The 15,098-nt window shown below is 42.3% G+C and carries 14 protein-coding genes; 6 read left to right on the forward strand and 8 right to left on the reverse strand.

All coding sequences use genetic code 11. The annotated features are described in order from the left end of the window. The first annotated feature begins 51 nt into the window (after window positions 1–51). The 3 genes from AC1DXF_RS01405 (at window position 52) to AC1DXF_RS01415 (ending at window position 3,873) form a co-directional block, all read left to right on the forward strand. Window positions 52–1,215: a formylglycine-generating enzyme family protein gene (locus AC1DXF_RS01405; RefSeq protein ID WP_477445347.1), complete on the forward strand. Its 1,164-nt coding sequence runs from the start codon at window positions 52–54 to the stop codon at window positions 1,213–1,215. Window positions 1,216–1,425: 210 nt separating this feature from the next. Then, window positions 1,426–2,412: a 3-keto-disaccharide hydrolase gene (locus AC1DXF_RS01410; protein ID WP_477445349.1), complete on the forward strand. Its 987-nt coding sequence runs from the start codon at window positions 1,426–1,428 to the stop codon at window positions 2,410–2,412. Between the two features lie 384 nt (window positions 2,413–2,796). After that, the gene (locus AC1DXF_RS01415; protein ID WP_477445350.1) at window positions 2,797–3,873 is read left to right on the forward strand and encodes a Vgb family protein; all 1,077 of its coding nucleotides are present in this window, start codon (window positions 2,797–2,799) and stop codon (window positions 3,871–3,873) included. A gap of 60 nt (window positions 3,874–3,933) precedes the next feature. Here AC1DXF_RS01415 and AC1DXF_RS01420 read toward each other — a convergent pair whose 3' ends face one another. Continuing rightward, window positions 3,934–4,284: a winged helix-turn-helix transcriptional regulator gene (locus AC1DXF_RS01420; RefSeq protein ID WP_477445352.1), complete on the reverse strand. Its 351-nt coding sequence runs from the start codon at window positions 4,282–4,284 to the stop codon at window positions 3,934–3,936. Between the two features lie 113 nt (window positions 4,285–4,397). On the opposite strand from AC1DXF_RS01420, the gene AC1DXF_RS01425 reads away from it, so the two are divergent. Then, on the forward strand, window positions 4,398–4,994 hold the full coding sequence (locus AC1DXF_RS01425; RefSeq protein ID WP_477445354.1) for a short chain dehydrogenase: 597 nt from the start codon (window positions 4,398–4,400) through the stop codon (window positions 4,992–4,994). 226 nt (window positions 4,995–5,220) lie between these two features. Here AC1DXF_RS01425 and AC1DXF_RS01430 read toward each other — a convergent pair whose 3' ends face one another. The 6 genes from AC1DXF_RS01430 to AC1DXF_RS01455 form a co-directional block, all read right to left on the reverse strand. Then, window positions 5,221–6,222, reverse strand: a complete 1,002-nt coding sequence (locus AC1DXF_RS01430; protein WP_477445356.1) for an NADP-dependent oxidoreductase — start codon at window positions 6,220–6,222, stop codon at window positions 5,221–5,223. Between the two features lie 51 nt (window positions 6,223–6,273). Then, window positions 6,274–7,221: an NADP-dependent oxidoreductase gene (locus tag AC1DXF_RS01435; protein ID WP_477445358.1), complete on the reverse strand. Its 948-nt coding sequence runs from the start codon at window positions 7,219–7,221 to the stop codon at window positions 6,274–6,276. A gap of 25 nt (window positions 7,222–7,246) precedes the next feature. Beyond that, window positions 7,247–8,014, reverse strand: a complete 768-nt coding sequence (locus tag AC1DXF_RS01440) for an SDR family oxidoreductase (protein WP_477445360.1) — start codon at window positions 8,012–8,014, stop codon at window positions 7,247–7,249. A gap of 22 nt (window positions 8,015–8,036) precedes the next feature. Then, the gene (locus tag AC1DXF_RS01445) at window positions 8,037–8,849 is read right to left on the reverse strand and encodes an SDR family NAD(P)-dependent oxidoreductase (RefSeq protein ID WP_477445362.1); all 813 of its coding nucleotides are present in this window, start codon (window positions 8,847–8,849) and stop codon (window positions 8,037–8,039) included. Between the two features lie 142 nt (window positions 8,850–8,991). Next, the gene (locus AC1DXF_RS01450) at window positions 8,992–9,582 is read right to left on the reverse strand and encodes a TetR/AcrR family transcriptional regulator (RefSeq protein ID WP_477445364.1); all 591 of its coding nucleotides are present in this window, start codon (window positions 9,580–9,582) and stop codon (window positions 8,992–8,994) included. Between the two features lie 183 nt (window positions 9,583–9,765). Next, window positions 9,766–10,659, reverse strand: coding sequence for an AraC family transcriptional regulator (locus AC1DXF_RS01455; RefSeq protein WP_477445366.1), 894 nt, complete (start codon window positions 10,657–10,659; stop codon window positions 9,766–9,768). A gap of 236 nt (window positions 10,660–10,895) precedes the next feature. On the opposite strand from AC1DXF_RS01455, the gene AC1DXF_RS01460 reads away from it, so the two are divergent. Continuing rightward, a complete protein-coding gene (locus AC1DXF_RS01460; RefSeq protein WP_477445368.1) occupies window positions 10,896–11,141 on the forward strand; it encodes a hypothetical protein in 246 nt (81 codons plus the stop codon). Between the two features lie 8 nt (window positions 11,142–11,149). Continuing rightward, window positions 11,150–13,882, forward strand: a complete 2,733-nt coding sequence (locus AC1DXF_RS01465) for a sugar-binding domain-containing protein (RefSeq protein ID WP_477445370.1) — start codon at window positions 11,150–11,152, stop codon at window positions 13,880–13,882. 169 nt (window positions 13,883–14,051) lie between these two features. Here AC1DXF_RS01465 and AC1DXF_RS01470 read toward each other — a convergent pair whose 3' ends face one another. Then, entirely contained in the window at window positions 14,052–14,825 is a 774-nt protein-coding gene (locus AC1DXF_RS01470) for a C1 family peptidase (RefSeq protein ID WP_477445372.1), read from the reverse strand. Window positions 14,826–15,098 lie beyond the last annotated feature (273 nt).

A 15,098-nucleotide genomic window follows, 5' to 3' on the forward strand; every position in this document is an offset into this window, starting at 1 on the left:
TGCCGATTTGTTTTTTGGCGAGGTACTTTATCATGGAATAATGAATTAAAAATGAAAACCAGGCAAATATATAGCGTTACGCTACGCTTAATAATTTTAGGAATTGGCTTGTCGGCGCCATCCTGCAAACCAAAACCGGTTGCAGCAAGCGTTATTGTAAAACCAGTATTGCCGGCCAAAAAGAAAGCTATTTGTTGCGAGTCAAATATTCCGGCTCGTTTTCCGTCGCTGGCCGGGCGCCAGGCCGCATTGTTGGATAAACCTGGTGTGGGGCCCAATCACGAAGGTATGGTTTTTATTAAGGCAGGCACATTTCAAATGGGCGGCGATAATAAACAGGCATCGCCCGACGAATACCCAAAACACCAGGTAAGCGTAAATGGTTTCTGGATAGATGTAACAGAAGTTACCAATGCCCAGTTTAGCGTTTTTGTAAACGCCACTCATTACGTTACCACTGCCGAGAAAAAGCCCGATTGGAACGAATTGAAAAAGCAATTGCCTCCCGGAACCCCAAAGCCGGCCGATAGCCTGCTGGTAGCGGCATCATTGGTGTTTAGCGCGCCAAACCATGCGGTAGATCTTAATGATTACAGCCAGTGGTGGGTTTGGAAGACTGGGGCAAATTGGAAACACCCACATGGCCCCAAAAGCAATATAAAGGGGAAAGATAATTATCCTGTGGTACACATTTCCTGGTACGATGCCGTTGCTTATTGCAAGTGGGCAGGCAAACGTTTACCTACCGAAGCGGAGTGGGAGTGGGCAGCCCGTGGCGGTTTACAAAACAAGGTTTATCCCTGGGGTAACGAACCTGTTGATGCCGGTAAAGCAAAAGCCAATACATGGCAAGGCCACTTTCCCGACAATAACACCGTTAAGGACAAGTTTTATAACGTGGCTCCTGTATCCAGCTTTGCGCCTAATGGTTATGGGTTATATGATATGGCGGGTAATGTTTGGGAGTGGTGTGCCGACTACTATAACAACGACTATTACAAAACCATCAATAAGCTGGGGGGAGTTAAAAACCCGGCCGGAGCCGTAAAAAGTTTTGACCCGGACGAACCTTATGCTATTAAAAGAGTAATAAGGGGCGGCTCGTTCCTGTGTAATGATAGTTATTGTTCAGGTTACCGCGTTGCCCGCCGGATGAAAAGCACCGAAGATAGCGGGATGGAGCACCTGGGCTTTCGATGTGTGGCCGATAAATAAATATAAGCCGCAGGTAACACAATAATCTGTTTGCTAAAAACAGGATGCCTGAATGGAAATTTTAGTTTTCATTCAGGCTTTTTTGTTTACCAGGATGTTACATTTATAATAGTATCAATCAAATAATTTAGAAAAATAAAAATAAAAACTAACTTTCAACCATCATTGCAGGTATGCGAAAATTTTAAACCTATATAGAAAAAGTAAAATATGAAAAACGTTACAATGTTAGGCACTAAGTTAATTTACCATTTTTTTCAGGTGCAAATTATCCTGTTGGTATTTGTTTTTTCGGCATTTAAAGTATCAGCAGGTGAAACAGAACCGACGAAAGATCCGGATGTAATAGGCAGGTGGGATATTACTATTACTAAAGGAGGGAAAAGTTTGCCATCCTGGCTGGAAGTACAGAAATCAGGTACCCATACACTGATCGGTAGGTTTGTGTATGCTTTTGGAAGCGCGCGTCCTATTTCGGAAGTTAAACCAGATAATGGTAAATACAGCTTTTCTATTCCTCCGCAATGGGAAGAGGGAACCCGAAACATGGATTTTCAGTTTGAAGTTAGCGGCGATAAACTAAAAGGTTCCATGGTATATACCGACGGTGTTAGTTATGAATTTACCGGCGTTCGTGCCCCATTGCTTATCAGGGCTAAAAAAACGGTATGGGGTACGCCCGTGAAATTATTTAATGGAAAAAATGTTAAGGGCTGGCACACAGATGGCAAGAATCAATGGATAGCTGAGGGTGGTATTTTGAGAAGCCCGCATTCGGGAGCTAACCTGATAACTGATAAAACTTTTACCGATTTTAAACTCCATATTGAATTCAGGTATCCACAGGGAAGCAACAGTGGTGTTTACCTGAGGGGCAGGTATGAATTGCAGGTGATTGATACTAAAAGCGGCGACCCTGAGCCTATCAACAACCAGTTCAGCTCAATTTATGGTTTCCTGCCACCGAATAAAATGATGGCGAAAAACCCCGGTGATTGGCAATCATATGATGTTACGCTGGTTGGCAGAATGGTAACTATTGTGGCCAATGGGAAAACAGTAATATGCGACCAGGTAATCCCTGGTATAACCGGTGGCGCTATAAACAGCCAGGAAGGCGAACCAGGCCCGATATTGATCCAGGGAGATCATGGACCTATTGACTATAGGAATATTATAATAACTCCAGCTAAATAAGGATATTGACGAACGACAAAGCCTTCCTGAGTTGGGAAATTCGCGGATTCTGAAGGTGAAATAACAACGATTTAATCCCGATGTCGTGGCGTCCGTTAGCTAACGGATCGGCATCCCACATGCTAAGTGTACTTCATGCGGGTCACCTGTCCTGTGGGATCCCGATCCGTTAGCTAACGGACGGGATGACTTCTGTTTTTAACTTGTCATGGGTAGCAACCAGGGAGGCTTTGTTGTGTAAACAGACAACGACTCGTCGTAGATTCATTTGCAGCGCATCCAAAAGCTGGCCGGGTTCAGTATATTTGTTTTGAGAAAGATCATTCGAATGATCAACCTTGATACCAGGTAACCAAATGTACAGTTTCTTAAATCCATCGTCGTATGAACAGGTCCACGTACATCCCAATTATTAAAGCAATCAAATTTAACCCTGCCAGAATAGTAGTTGTAAGCTTTTTATGCACACTGTTAATTTTTGTGGCAACAGGGTGCGCCGCGCAGGGCATACCACAGCGTTCGCTGCTTGCGCTTTCAAAAACAGATCATATTCTTGCAATTATTGACCCTGCTACATTGAAGGTTATCGCACGTGTACCCGTTGGCGCCGATCCTCATGAAGTTATTGCATCGGCTGATGGAAAAACTGCTTATGTTTCAATTTACGGCGGTGGCAGCCTGAATGAGCTTAGTGTTGTCGACCTGGTAACGCAAAAGCCCTTACCTGCTATTGACACCAGGCCACTAATAGGTCCACACGGATTAACCTTTGCCGACGGCAAGGTATGGTTTACGGCGGAAGGAGCAAAGGCCGTTGGCCGGTATGACCCGGTCACTGCCAAATTAGATTGGGCAATGGGAACAGGGCAGAACCGTACACATATGATTTATGTAACCGGCAACGGAAAAAAGGTTTACACCACAAATGTATCTGCAGCAACAGTAAGTATTTTAGTGGATAGCCTGCTCAAACCTGTTACATCTCCAACAGGGTTCGCTCCGCCGGCACATAAGGATTGGGTACAAACGGTTATTCCCGTGGCTAAAGGGTCTGAAGGGTTTGATGTATCTCCCGATGGCAGCCAATTGTGGACTGCCGGTGCCGACGACGGGACTATTTCTATCATTGATGTCGCCGCTAAAAAGATAACAGGCAACATCGACGCAAAGGCGGTTGGCGCCAACCGGCTCAAGTTTACACCGGATGGCAAGCGGGTATTAATTACAAGCCTCAAGACCGGTGATCTGTTCATTTATGATGTGGCGTCGCGCCGGGAACTGAAACGCATCAGTACCGGCCATGGAGCAGCCGGCATCCTGGTAGACGATGACGGATCCCGGGTTTTTATCGGTTGTACGGGCGACAATTATGTGGCAGTGGTCGACCTTAAAACGCTGGAAGTGACCGGTCATATTGATATCCGGGGTGCCGACGGCCTGGCATGGGCGGTAAGGCATTAGTGTTGCGGCGGGAATTAAACAACAAAATCAACAGTTGCGGCCCGGTGGTTTAGCGCCTGATTATTGCTCATAAACCTCAGTCATGATAAATTTACGGCTCCAGTCAGACATAAGTGTCATGATTTGTCGCAGGGACTCGCCCTTTTGGCTTAGCGAGTATTCAACCCTTGGAGGTATTTCGGGATAGGCTTTACGGATGACAATTCCATCTACTTCCAGTTCCTTCAACGTACGCGATAATACTTTTAGCGCCATAGTGGGGATGGTTTTGTGCAATTCTCCAAAACGCATGGGGCCTTTCAGCAGCAACCAGATAATGGGCGGTTTCCACTTACCGCCTACTACATCAATAGTAGCGGTAATAGGGCACTCGTCGGCGCTGTGATATTTTTGAATTATTTTTTCTTCCATTACAGATAATAAGCCCAATTATAACTTTTTTGTCATTAGTTGACAAAAAGGTAACTACTTGACAAAAGTAAAGTATTGGTCTAATTTCGTCAAAATAAAAAAGAAAACAAACTATGAAAATTATCATTATCGGCGCCACCGGCACCATCGGGAAACACGTAGTAAAAGCATTGGAAACTGGCAATGAAATCATAAAAGTGGGATCAAAAAGCGGTGATTACCAGGTGGACATAACAAACCCGGCATCGATCAAAGACCTTTTTGAAAAAATTGGCCCATTCGATGCCCTTATCAGCGCTGCAGGCGACGGTCACTTTGGTCCGCTGAAAGCCATGACAGATACCGATTTCAGGGTGGGTATTAACAGCAAACTAATGGGGCAGGTTAACCTTGTGCTTATCGGGCAGCATTATATCAATGCCAAAGGGTCATTTACGTTAACTTCGGGCAGCTTGAGCGGAGATCCTATTGTGTTGGGCGCAGCGGTAAGTGCCATCAATGGCGCGTTAGATTCATTTGTAAAAGCCGCGGCAATTGAACTGGATAACGGCATAAGGATAAACGTTGTTGGGCCGGATGTTGTGGAGGAATCGCCTGAGTATTTTCCGTTCTTCCCGGGCCACATCCCGGTATCTATGCACCGTGTAGCAATGGCGTATGTAAAAAGCGTGCTCGGCGCACAAACCGGGCAGGTATATAAAGTACTTTAAGCCTTAAGTGAAGTTTCGCGATATTAATTTTATAAGATCTGGATTTAAAGCAATAAGGCTTTACTGAAATATCAGTAAAGCTTTGTTGCTTTTGCCTTGTGTGTATCATTAGTTAGCGTTTCGGCGATGCCGAATGTTAAATCAACTCTTTAATAAGAATAAGGTAATAACACATAGCACAATTAAGACATCGGTTATCTTATTTTTTTTAATCGTAAAAATTAGACTATTTAACTTTTATTACAACTTTTCCTTTTGCACGGCCGCTTTCCACATAGGTCATTGCTTCTTTAATTGATTCGAACGGGAAGACTTTATCTATCACCGGAACTATTGCACCTGCGTTTATAAGAGCGGTAATTTCTTTTAACTGAGAACCGTTTGCTTTCATGAATAGAAAAGAAAAGTGCACATTAAGCTTTTTTGCATTTTTTCTGACTCCAAAGCTTAAAAGATGCGTGATTAACTTCACGAACCAGGGAACTCCGATTTCTTTCGCAAAATCCGGATCAGGTGGGCCGGATATCGAGATGAGTTTCCCACCTGGTTTTAACACACGTAATGATTTTTCGAGCGTCTTTCCGTCCTGGCTATTTAAAACCAGGTCGTAACCATGCAGCACTTTCTCAAAGTCATCTTTTTTGTAATCAATAGCCACGTCTGCGCCGAGGCCTTTAACTAACCCGATGTTGGCTGCACTTGTAGTGGTGGCCACAGCTGCGCCAAGGTATTTCGCCAGCTGAATGGCAAATGTGCCTACACCGCCCGAGCCCGCCTGGATGAAAACTTTTTGTCCTTTTTCAAGGTTTCCTTTTTCAATTAGCGCCTGCCAGGCAGTAAGGCCCACCAGGGGAATGGATGCAGCCTCTTCCATACTCAGCTTTTTCGGCTTAAGCGCAACATCGGCTTCCTTAATTGCAATAAATTCTGCAAATGTTCCAATCCGGTGGTCTGCCGGGCGCGAATAAACCTCGTCGCCAACTTTAAATTGTTGCACACGGGCTCCAACTTTGGTTACAACGCCTGCCACATCATGGCCTAAAACAAACGGTGTTTTATACGGCAAAATGAGTTTAAAATCGCCGTTGCGGATTTTCGAATCAAGGAGATTGATACCGGCAGCGTGTACCTCTACCAATACCTCATCTGGTTTTAGTTCCGGAACAGGTATTTGCCCGATTCGACCGCCGTCCTTGCTTTTATATCTGTCTATAACGAATGCTTTCATTATTAAAATTTTATTTAAGGTTTTTATGATTTAGATCTGCGTTAGGCATACTTAAATATTTACTGCAATTTTGCCAACAGTTCGGCCTTTTTCTAAATACAAATGGGCTTCACCCATCTCGTCGAAAGAAAATGTTTTAGAAACATGCGATTTCAATATGCCTTTTTCCATTAACTGTGCAATTTGCAACATATCATCTCCTGATGATGATACAAGTACAAATGATAAATCCACTCCTTTTTGTTTTGCTTTATCATTATCTTCATTAGCAACGTTCCCGGTAATTGTAACAATCATTCCACCCGTTTTTGTTACATCAATTGACCTGGAAGTAATATCACCTCCTGTAACTGTATTTAACACAAAATCAACGCCAGAAACTATATCTGAAAAATTTTCTGTAACGTAATCTATGTGTTTATCTGCCCCATTTTGTAAAACAAACTCCTTGTTTTTTGCTGATGAAGTGCCATATACATAAGCTCCAAAATGTTTGGCTATTTGTGTAGCATAGTGCCCTACACCGCCAGAAGCGCCGTGAATTAATACTTTGTCCCCTTTTTTGATGTTTCCTTTTTTTACTAAAGTTTGCCAGGCCGTAAGCGCGGCAAGGGTAGCCGATGCCGCTTCCTGATATGAAATATTTGCGGGCTTTAAGGTTAAATGTGCTGATGGAACTGCTACAAATTCTGCATAAACATTTCCTTTTCCGGGGAAATTTGCCATTCCAAAAACAGCATCACCGATTTTGAAATCCGTCACGTTTTCTCCAATTTCAACTATTATTCCCGACAAATCCCAACCTAAAATAACAGGTCGTTCTTCTCCAAAAAGCCAGGATAATGCACCACTATTTGACCTTGCTTTATAGTCGACAGGATTAATGCTTAATGAAATTGTTTTTACCAACACTTCATTATTTTTAATTACTGGCTTTGGCATGTCTATATATTTTAGATTATCAACGTTGCCTGCTTCATTTAAAATTATTGCTTTCATTTTTATTTTTTGTGGTTAAGTGGTTTTATGAGGCTATTACTTGATAGCTTTTCTTAGGATTAGCCAAATTAAAAGTCAGTTTCGGAAAAAGCCGGTTCAGTATATACACTACTTTGGTATCGCCTATACGGATAGTAAGCTGATCCTTCTGAAGGCCTGCAATAAAGGCTTTCACCATATCCGCCGTGGTCATTTTTTTGCCGTTCATATCAGTTGTCATTTCTGTGGCAACAAGTGGAGGTAAAAGTTCAAAAACCTTTACGCTGCTGTTTATAATTTGCAGGTGCTTTCTAAGCGCTTTGGTGTAAAACTGCAAAGCTACTTTGGATGCAGCGTAGGTGGCTTCCAGCAATGACGGAACATAACTCAATAGTGATGTGGTGTTGATGATCGCGCTCTCTTTTCTTGATTTAAGCATATCGATAAACAAGTTGTTAAGCCGGATCACGCCCAGGTAATTGACGTTCATTTCATATGCCGCATCCTCAAAATGCTGATCGTTTGCTGTACCGAGGTTGATCGGGTCAGTTAACACCCCTGCGTTATTGTATAAAATATCTATCCCGCCCAGTTGCTGTACCTGTTTTAAAAGCTTTTGCGCATCGCCCGCGTCTGATACATCGCTTCTGATAGCTGTAATTGCCGGATACAACTTCCTGGCTTCATCTAATTTCCCTTGGTTTCTGCCGGTGATGATCACACTGGCGCCATTGGTTAAAAATTGTTTTGCTGCTTCCAGCCCGATACCTGATGCACCACCGGTGATCAATACCGTTTTTCCTTTTAATTGCATGATTTTATTTCTTTTGTTGTTTCTATTTTGAAGCGTTAATCGATTTCAGAATGGATTTCTCGAAAAACTTATAGGCAAAATGTTGAAGCAGGAGTATGATTGATGATCCTTTGCCGACTGGGTAACTAAACCTTGGGTTTTTTTCCTTCACCGTTTGCAATAAGGTATCGATGACGGGCGTAGGTTCGGGTGCCTTATCCAATGTATCTTTGGTATACGCGGTTACCTTTTGGCGGAACGGATCATAGTCTGAGATCGTTCCTGTTGCAACAGTTCCACTTTCGCCGATACTGGTTTTAAAACTCATCGGCTCAACCATAACCACTTTGATGTTAAACTGATTCAATTCAAACCGAAGGGCTTTGAAATAACCTTCGAGTGCATGTTTAGAGGCCGCGTAGTAGGCCGCATTTGGAAGACTCACCAAGCCCAGCAGGGAACCAAGCGTGATTATTTTTCCATGTTTTTGCTTCCTGAAGTAAGGCAGTAACTCGTTAGTTAATTTGATGGTGCCCCAAAAGTTGGTTTCAAACTGCTGCCTGCCTAACTCAATAGGAGTTTCTTCGGCAAGTCCGTTTACTAAGAAACCTGCGTTGTTAATCAGCACATCTAAAGTTTTAATCTGGCTGAACAGTTGCCCGCCAAAAGATGCTATAGAATGGTCATCATTCAGGTCCAATGGCAGTAACTTAAATGGTAATTTTGCCTGGTGTTTTTTGGGATCACGGCTTGTACCGATTACCTGGTAGCCATTTTCGTGTAGCTTGCTGGCGACAAGCAGCCCGATGCCCGATGAGGCACCTGTGACTAAAACTGTTTTTCCTTTTAATTTCATGATTTTTATTTTAGACTTTTTAGTATATTTTGTTTCGGCTTTTATCTATTGTATTTATTAATTATTGTAAGATGTTACGCTTGACCCTTACATGGTGTTAGTTTAAAAAAAGACTTTTTAGTATATTTTATATAAAAAAAAATTATCTCGCGTAACTCTCCAATTCGGCTTTCAGGCTTTTGAGCAAACTTGCCATTGGTTTTGCGGTATTCATCGCCTTGCACATAACAACGGCTCCTTCAACAGCAGCAAACGCTTTGAAAGCATAAACGGCTGGGTCAAGCTGGTCAGAAAACTCTCCATCCTTAATGCCCTGATTTAAAACACTAACAAATAGTTCCTGCCCGCGCCGGATGACACCTGCTATTTTTTCCTTAATGGCCGGAAAATTATCATCAGATTCCACCGCTATATTAAATACAGGGCAGCCGCCTTTCAAGTAAGTATTCAACGGATCTTTATAAAAGTCAAGAAACGCAAACACTTTTGCCTTTGCTGTTTTGCCCTGGCTAATGGTTAGCAGCATTTTTTCACCGTTAGTATTCAGCATGAAATCAACAACTTGCAGGGCCAGGTCTTCCTTGCTTTCAAAATGGCCGTAAAGACATCCTTTAGTCAATTTGGCAGCAGCCAGTACGTCGTCTATATTAGCGCCGGATATCCCTTTTTGATTAAAAATAGGGGCCGCTGTTTCCAGGATAAATTGTTTTGTTCTTTCTGCCTTTGTAAGCATCTTATTTAAATTGACAGCACAAAAATATACTAAAAAGTTTATTTTATATAACTTACATCGCCTTTTGATTCTTTATGATCTGAAGATGACAATATTTAACGGTTGAAACAACGGAGCCTTTCAATTTAAGTTCGTTATTGAATGCCGAAGCTGAAAAAGGAACAATTTTATGATATTCCTTGCTTATTGCTTTACCGGATATCTTGTTTCGCGATACTCTTTGGGGCCATACCCCATAGTTTTTGTAAACAACCTCGAGAAATAAAAAGGGTCTTCTATGCCAATTTTAAAGGCTATTTCCCGAATCCTTAATTTGGTAAACTGTAAATACTGGCAGGCCTTTTGAATTTTCAGGTGGTTAAAGTATTCAATAGGGGCAAACCCGGTCTTTTTTCGGAAAATAGCGGAATAATGGCTGTTAGACAAATTTACCGATGCCGCTAATTCAGATAATGTCAATGATTTATCGAGGTTATTCTGCATAAAAAAAATAGATTTTTCAAGCATATCAGTGTTTTTTTCTGACAGCTTTGTTTTGTATTTGTCGCTATAAATAAACGAACTCAAAAATTGCAGTAGCAGCAAATTGATGTAGGTTAAGTTCTCCACATTGTAGCCCTGTTCAAAATAAGTGTAAAGTTGTTCAAAAAGTGTAATGCGCTCTTCAACAAATTCAACGCAATATTTATAGCTCTCTCTTTTTACATAGAGCCATTTAACCAATGCGTCTGCCTGGTCTCCCTTAAAATGGCACCAATAAATGGTCCAGGGATTTTTTTCATTGGTTTCATACGAATGCGGGATGCCATGCGGAATAATAATAAAGTCTCCCGGGACTATTGTATGCCTTACAGATTTTATGGTTACTACTCCGTTTCCTTCTACGCAATAAATGAGAATATTTTGTTCTGCCCCTTGTGCGCGTTTACGCAGATGAAATTTCGCTTTGGGATAATAGCCAATGTCTGTGATATAGGCTCCTTTAATAATATCATTAGATAGGCAGAACTTGTTTAAGACAGACCTGGGAATAACTATGGCCTTTTGCCCGTCAAATCCTTCTTTTTTATAATTCATATTAATTTATGCCGGTTATTACAGCTGTCTTTTTAAAGAAGCACAATAGGCAATTGAATAAGTTTTTGCACTTATTGGTAAACCTAAAAATTAAAAATATGATTTGGAAGTAATAGCAATGTGATAATAATATCGTCCATATAAAACCTGATTGTGTCCATTTTACCAGGTTGTTTTATTGCCGAAAATTACAAAACCAATCATTAGTCAACAAAAAATATACTTAAGGCTCTTAAATGATTTCTGCTTGCCAAAACCCCGAAACCAAACAGTTTGTTATTGCCGCTATCGTTACAAGAGGTAGCAACAAAAGATACACACCTGGCACTAACGCCATTAAGCCTGCTAATACAAATATTGATATTTTTACAACAAGCGCATCCCGGAACTTGCAGAAATTAACTGTCGCTACCAAGAAGCCAATCTTTGAAGCGCTTTCAGCCACGGTTTTAACAGGTATTATCGATAATAATGCAGGATGAATTTTAAAATGAGAAAGACATTGTTTTTGTTTTCTATACTATTTTCTGGTATAACGGCTTTTTCACAGGGCATAAAGATACCTGTAAATGGCAAATGGCACTTTAAATTAGATTCTCTTGACATGGGGATGCCGGAAAAGTGGTATTCCCTGAATTTGCCGGGTAATATTACTTTGCCAGGAACACTGGATGACGCCGGTATCGGTAAACCGGTTCGTGCCGACACATCGAAACTTAACAAGCCGGTCATGATGCACCTGTCCAGAAAGCATGAGTATATCGGCGCGGTTTGGTACCAGCGTACTATTTCGATTCCGCGTCCTATGATGGCAGCCCGCCTGATGCTGGAACGCGTGATTTGGAAAACCGATTGCTGGATTGATGGCCGCCAGGTTGGAACCCAGGAGAGCCTTATTGCTCCGCAATTTTTTGATTTAGGCAAACTTAAAGCGGGGGTGCATCAAATTACTTTGCGGGTAGATAACAGGAAGCAGCGTGATATTAGCATCAACGACTTTGCCCATGCCTATACCGATGGCACACAAATTATTTGGAATGGCGTAATCGGACAAATGGAAATCGCCGAACGGCCTCCTTTAACGATCGATAATGTGCAGATATTTGCAGGCTTAAATACCAGGACGGTAGAAGCACATATTGATTTTGTACCCGGGGTTACAAATAAAAAGCTTTTTATCAGAGCAAGAGTGATTTCAGGATCTCGCGTTGTTGAAGACGTACGTAATAGCACGATCACTGATATTAGTGCAGGAACCAAAAAGATCATCATTCACATGAAGGAAGCGCGAAGCTGGGATGAATTCCATCCCCGGCTTTATCAACTGAAAATAGATGTGAGTGATAGGTTCGGTAAGATCATCGCCAGCAAAACAGACCAATTTGGTTTCCGCGATGTATCTTCAGAAAAAGGTGAATTCCGGATCAACGGCAGGCGGCTTTTTTTAAGGGGAACGTTGGAATGTAATATTTTTCCGCTGGAAGGCCACCCCCCAATGAACACGGCAGGATGGTTAAAGGTGTTTAAAACCGCAAAACAATATGGACTCAACCATATTCGGTTTCACTCCTGGTGTCCTCCTGAAGCGGCCTTTAAGGTGGCCGACTCAATTGGGTTTTACCTGCATGTCGAGCTGCCTTTATGGAGCCTGACAGTTGGAAAAGATGCCGGAACTTTAGCTTACCTTAAAGAAGAAGCCGCCCGGATAATACAAAATTATGGTAACCACCCCTCGTTTTGTTTCTGGAGTATGGGTAATGAGCTTGAAGGCGATTTTAACTGGCTGCAGAATTTGGTAAAGGAATTAAAAGCTAAGGATAACAGGCGTCTTTATGCGACAACTACTTTCAGCTTTCAAAACGGACATGGTAAGTATCCGGAGCCGGCAGACGACTATTTTATCACCCAATATACCGACAAAGGCTGGGTGCGGGGGCAGGGGATTTTCAATACAAACGTTCCGGACTTTAAAACGGATTACAGCAAAGCTGTAAAAGGAATTCCTGTGCCGCTGGTAATCCATGAAGTTGGTCAATATTCTGTTTATCCTGACCTGGATGAAATTTCTAAATATAAAGGTGTACTGGAACCCATGAATTTTAAGGCTATCAGGAATGATCTCCGGAATAAAGGCATGCTTAATCTCGCAGGTCCTTATTTGAAGGCAAGTGGCATGTTGGCCCAAAATCTTTACAAAGAAGAAATTGAACGGGCGCTTAAAACACCGGGTGTAGGTGGTTTTCAGCTACTGGACCTTCATGACTTCCCGGGGCAGGGAACTGCGCTGGTAGGTTTGTTGAATGCCTTTTGGGATAGTAAAGGAATTATCACTCCGGCTGAGTTTCGTAGATTTTGCGGGCCTGTTGTTCCATTGCTTAGATTCGAAAAGGCCACTTATACCAATAATGAAATATTTTCAGCTTCGGCAGAAATGGCGAATTTTTCCGATAAAACGATAACGGATCAGCTTACCTGGTCAGTAGCAGGTACCGACAAAAAAGTGCTCTTTAGCGGCAAGTTGAGTGAAAAGTCAATCCCGGTTGGTAACGGATATCAGGTTGGTAAGTTCAGCTTCAACCTTAATTCAATAACCCATGCCCAGCAGCTGGATATAACGCTGAGTCTTGCTCATTCTCCTATCAGTAATCACTGGAAGATATGGGTTTACCCATCAACCATACCGAAAGTGCCAAAGAACGTGATCTTTACAACGTCAGCAGATAGTGCTTTGAGTTGGTTAAAAAAAGGGGCAAACGTTGTCCTGAACCCGGATACGGCACAAATAAATGGTGTTAACGGCCGCTTTGCACCGGTTTTCTGGAGCCCTGTTCATTTTCCGGATCAGCCAGGTACTATGGGGCTGCTGATTAACCCGGCCCATCCATCCCTTGCCGATTTTCCTACAGATTATCACAGCGATTGGCAGTGGTGGGACCTTGCAACCAGTTCAAAAACGATGATTACAGATATGCTCCCGTTTCAGCCCCATCCTATAGTGCGGGTGATAGATAATTTTTTCAAAAACAGGAATATGGCGAATATATTAGAGTTTAAAGTGGATGGTGGAAAACTTATCATTTGCTCAATGGATATACAACATAACCTGGCTGACCGGCCGGTGGCCCGGCAACTCAGATATAGCTTGATGAATTATGCCGGAGGTAAACATTTTGCACCCAATGACAATCTAAACAGTACCGATTTAAAAAAGCTTTTTAAATAGATTTCCTGGATGAGCATCTTAAAAATGAAATTCAACGTTTCAATCAATGCCATGCTTTTTTCAGCTTCACTGTTCAAAATAGAAAATAATTTTTGGCTATTGGCCAATTCGGGCATTCCAGGCTAAAATTAGTTCCTGGTTTTTAATATTACAATCTGCGCCTCAAAAATTATCCTTCCACTTGTGTTATTGTCCAAAAGTCATCTGCAAGATCGGTACTGGTAATGTATTCATAAGGCATAAAAAAATAGCCCTTTTGTCCCCACGTTGGGCCCCAACTGTTGCGGATAATGAAGGCTTTTTTGCTATCGTCGTAACCGGCGGCCATAACTGCATGGCCACCCAAAACACTTTCGGTTTTTGCCGGCATATTAAGTATGCCTGTTTGGGCAACCGCAGCACTTTCAAAGTTTTGGTACACGGTGAAGCCAAAAACAAAAGGGTTGCCGGTAGCAAGGCACGATTTTAACTCGCTCATGTTCATGTTGTTTAAGCGGGTGTATTGCAGGGCCTGGTTTTTTTTAGCCTTTGTAAATGACGTTTTTGTTGGCTTTTTGGCGAATTTTTTGATATTATATGGCCAAAGTTTTTCGTCGCAAACACCAAGGGCGACTACAGATTTTATGCCGTCGCGCAGCTGGGCTCCACTATCCTGGTTTACGGTTCCTTCCATTACACGTTCGTTATAATAAATAAACAGGCGCGATGGATTAAATACCGGCAGCTTTTGCCTCATTAGCTCAAACTGAAAAACGCCGCCTATGGCATTGGCTGTGCACGACCCCAACTGCCCCTGATCATAAACAGGGGGGCACTGCAGGCGCAGGTCTACCATTGGCGGCAACGGCTTTGCTAAAGCTTCGGGCCGAACAATGGCATATCTTAAATCGCGGTGGTCTGGCAGGTCGGGTTTCCAACCGTAGCATTGAGTTTTCTGTGTCATGATAGGTGAGAGCTAAGTGAACGATAAGTAAAGCTATATGGTTCCGGCTAAACAAGCATACGTGTTTTTACGCTATTTTAAACGTAATGCTACTGTTTGTCATTAGTCATTTCGCTGCGCTTGTCATTAGTCATTGTCGCTTCGCTTGTCATTAGTCATTTCGCTTCGCTGTCATTAGTCATTTCGCTTCGCTTGTCATTGGTCATTGTCGCTGCGCTGTTATTAGTCATTGGTGGATTATTTGAAATTTTTTAAAACAACGACTACCCAATC

This window comes from Mucilaginibacter sp. P2_A5 (genome assembly GCF_056404995.1).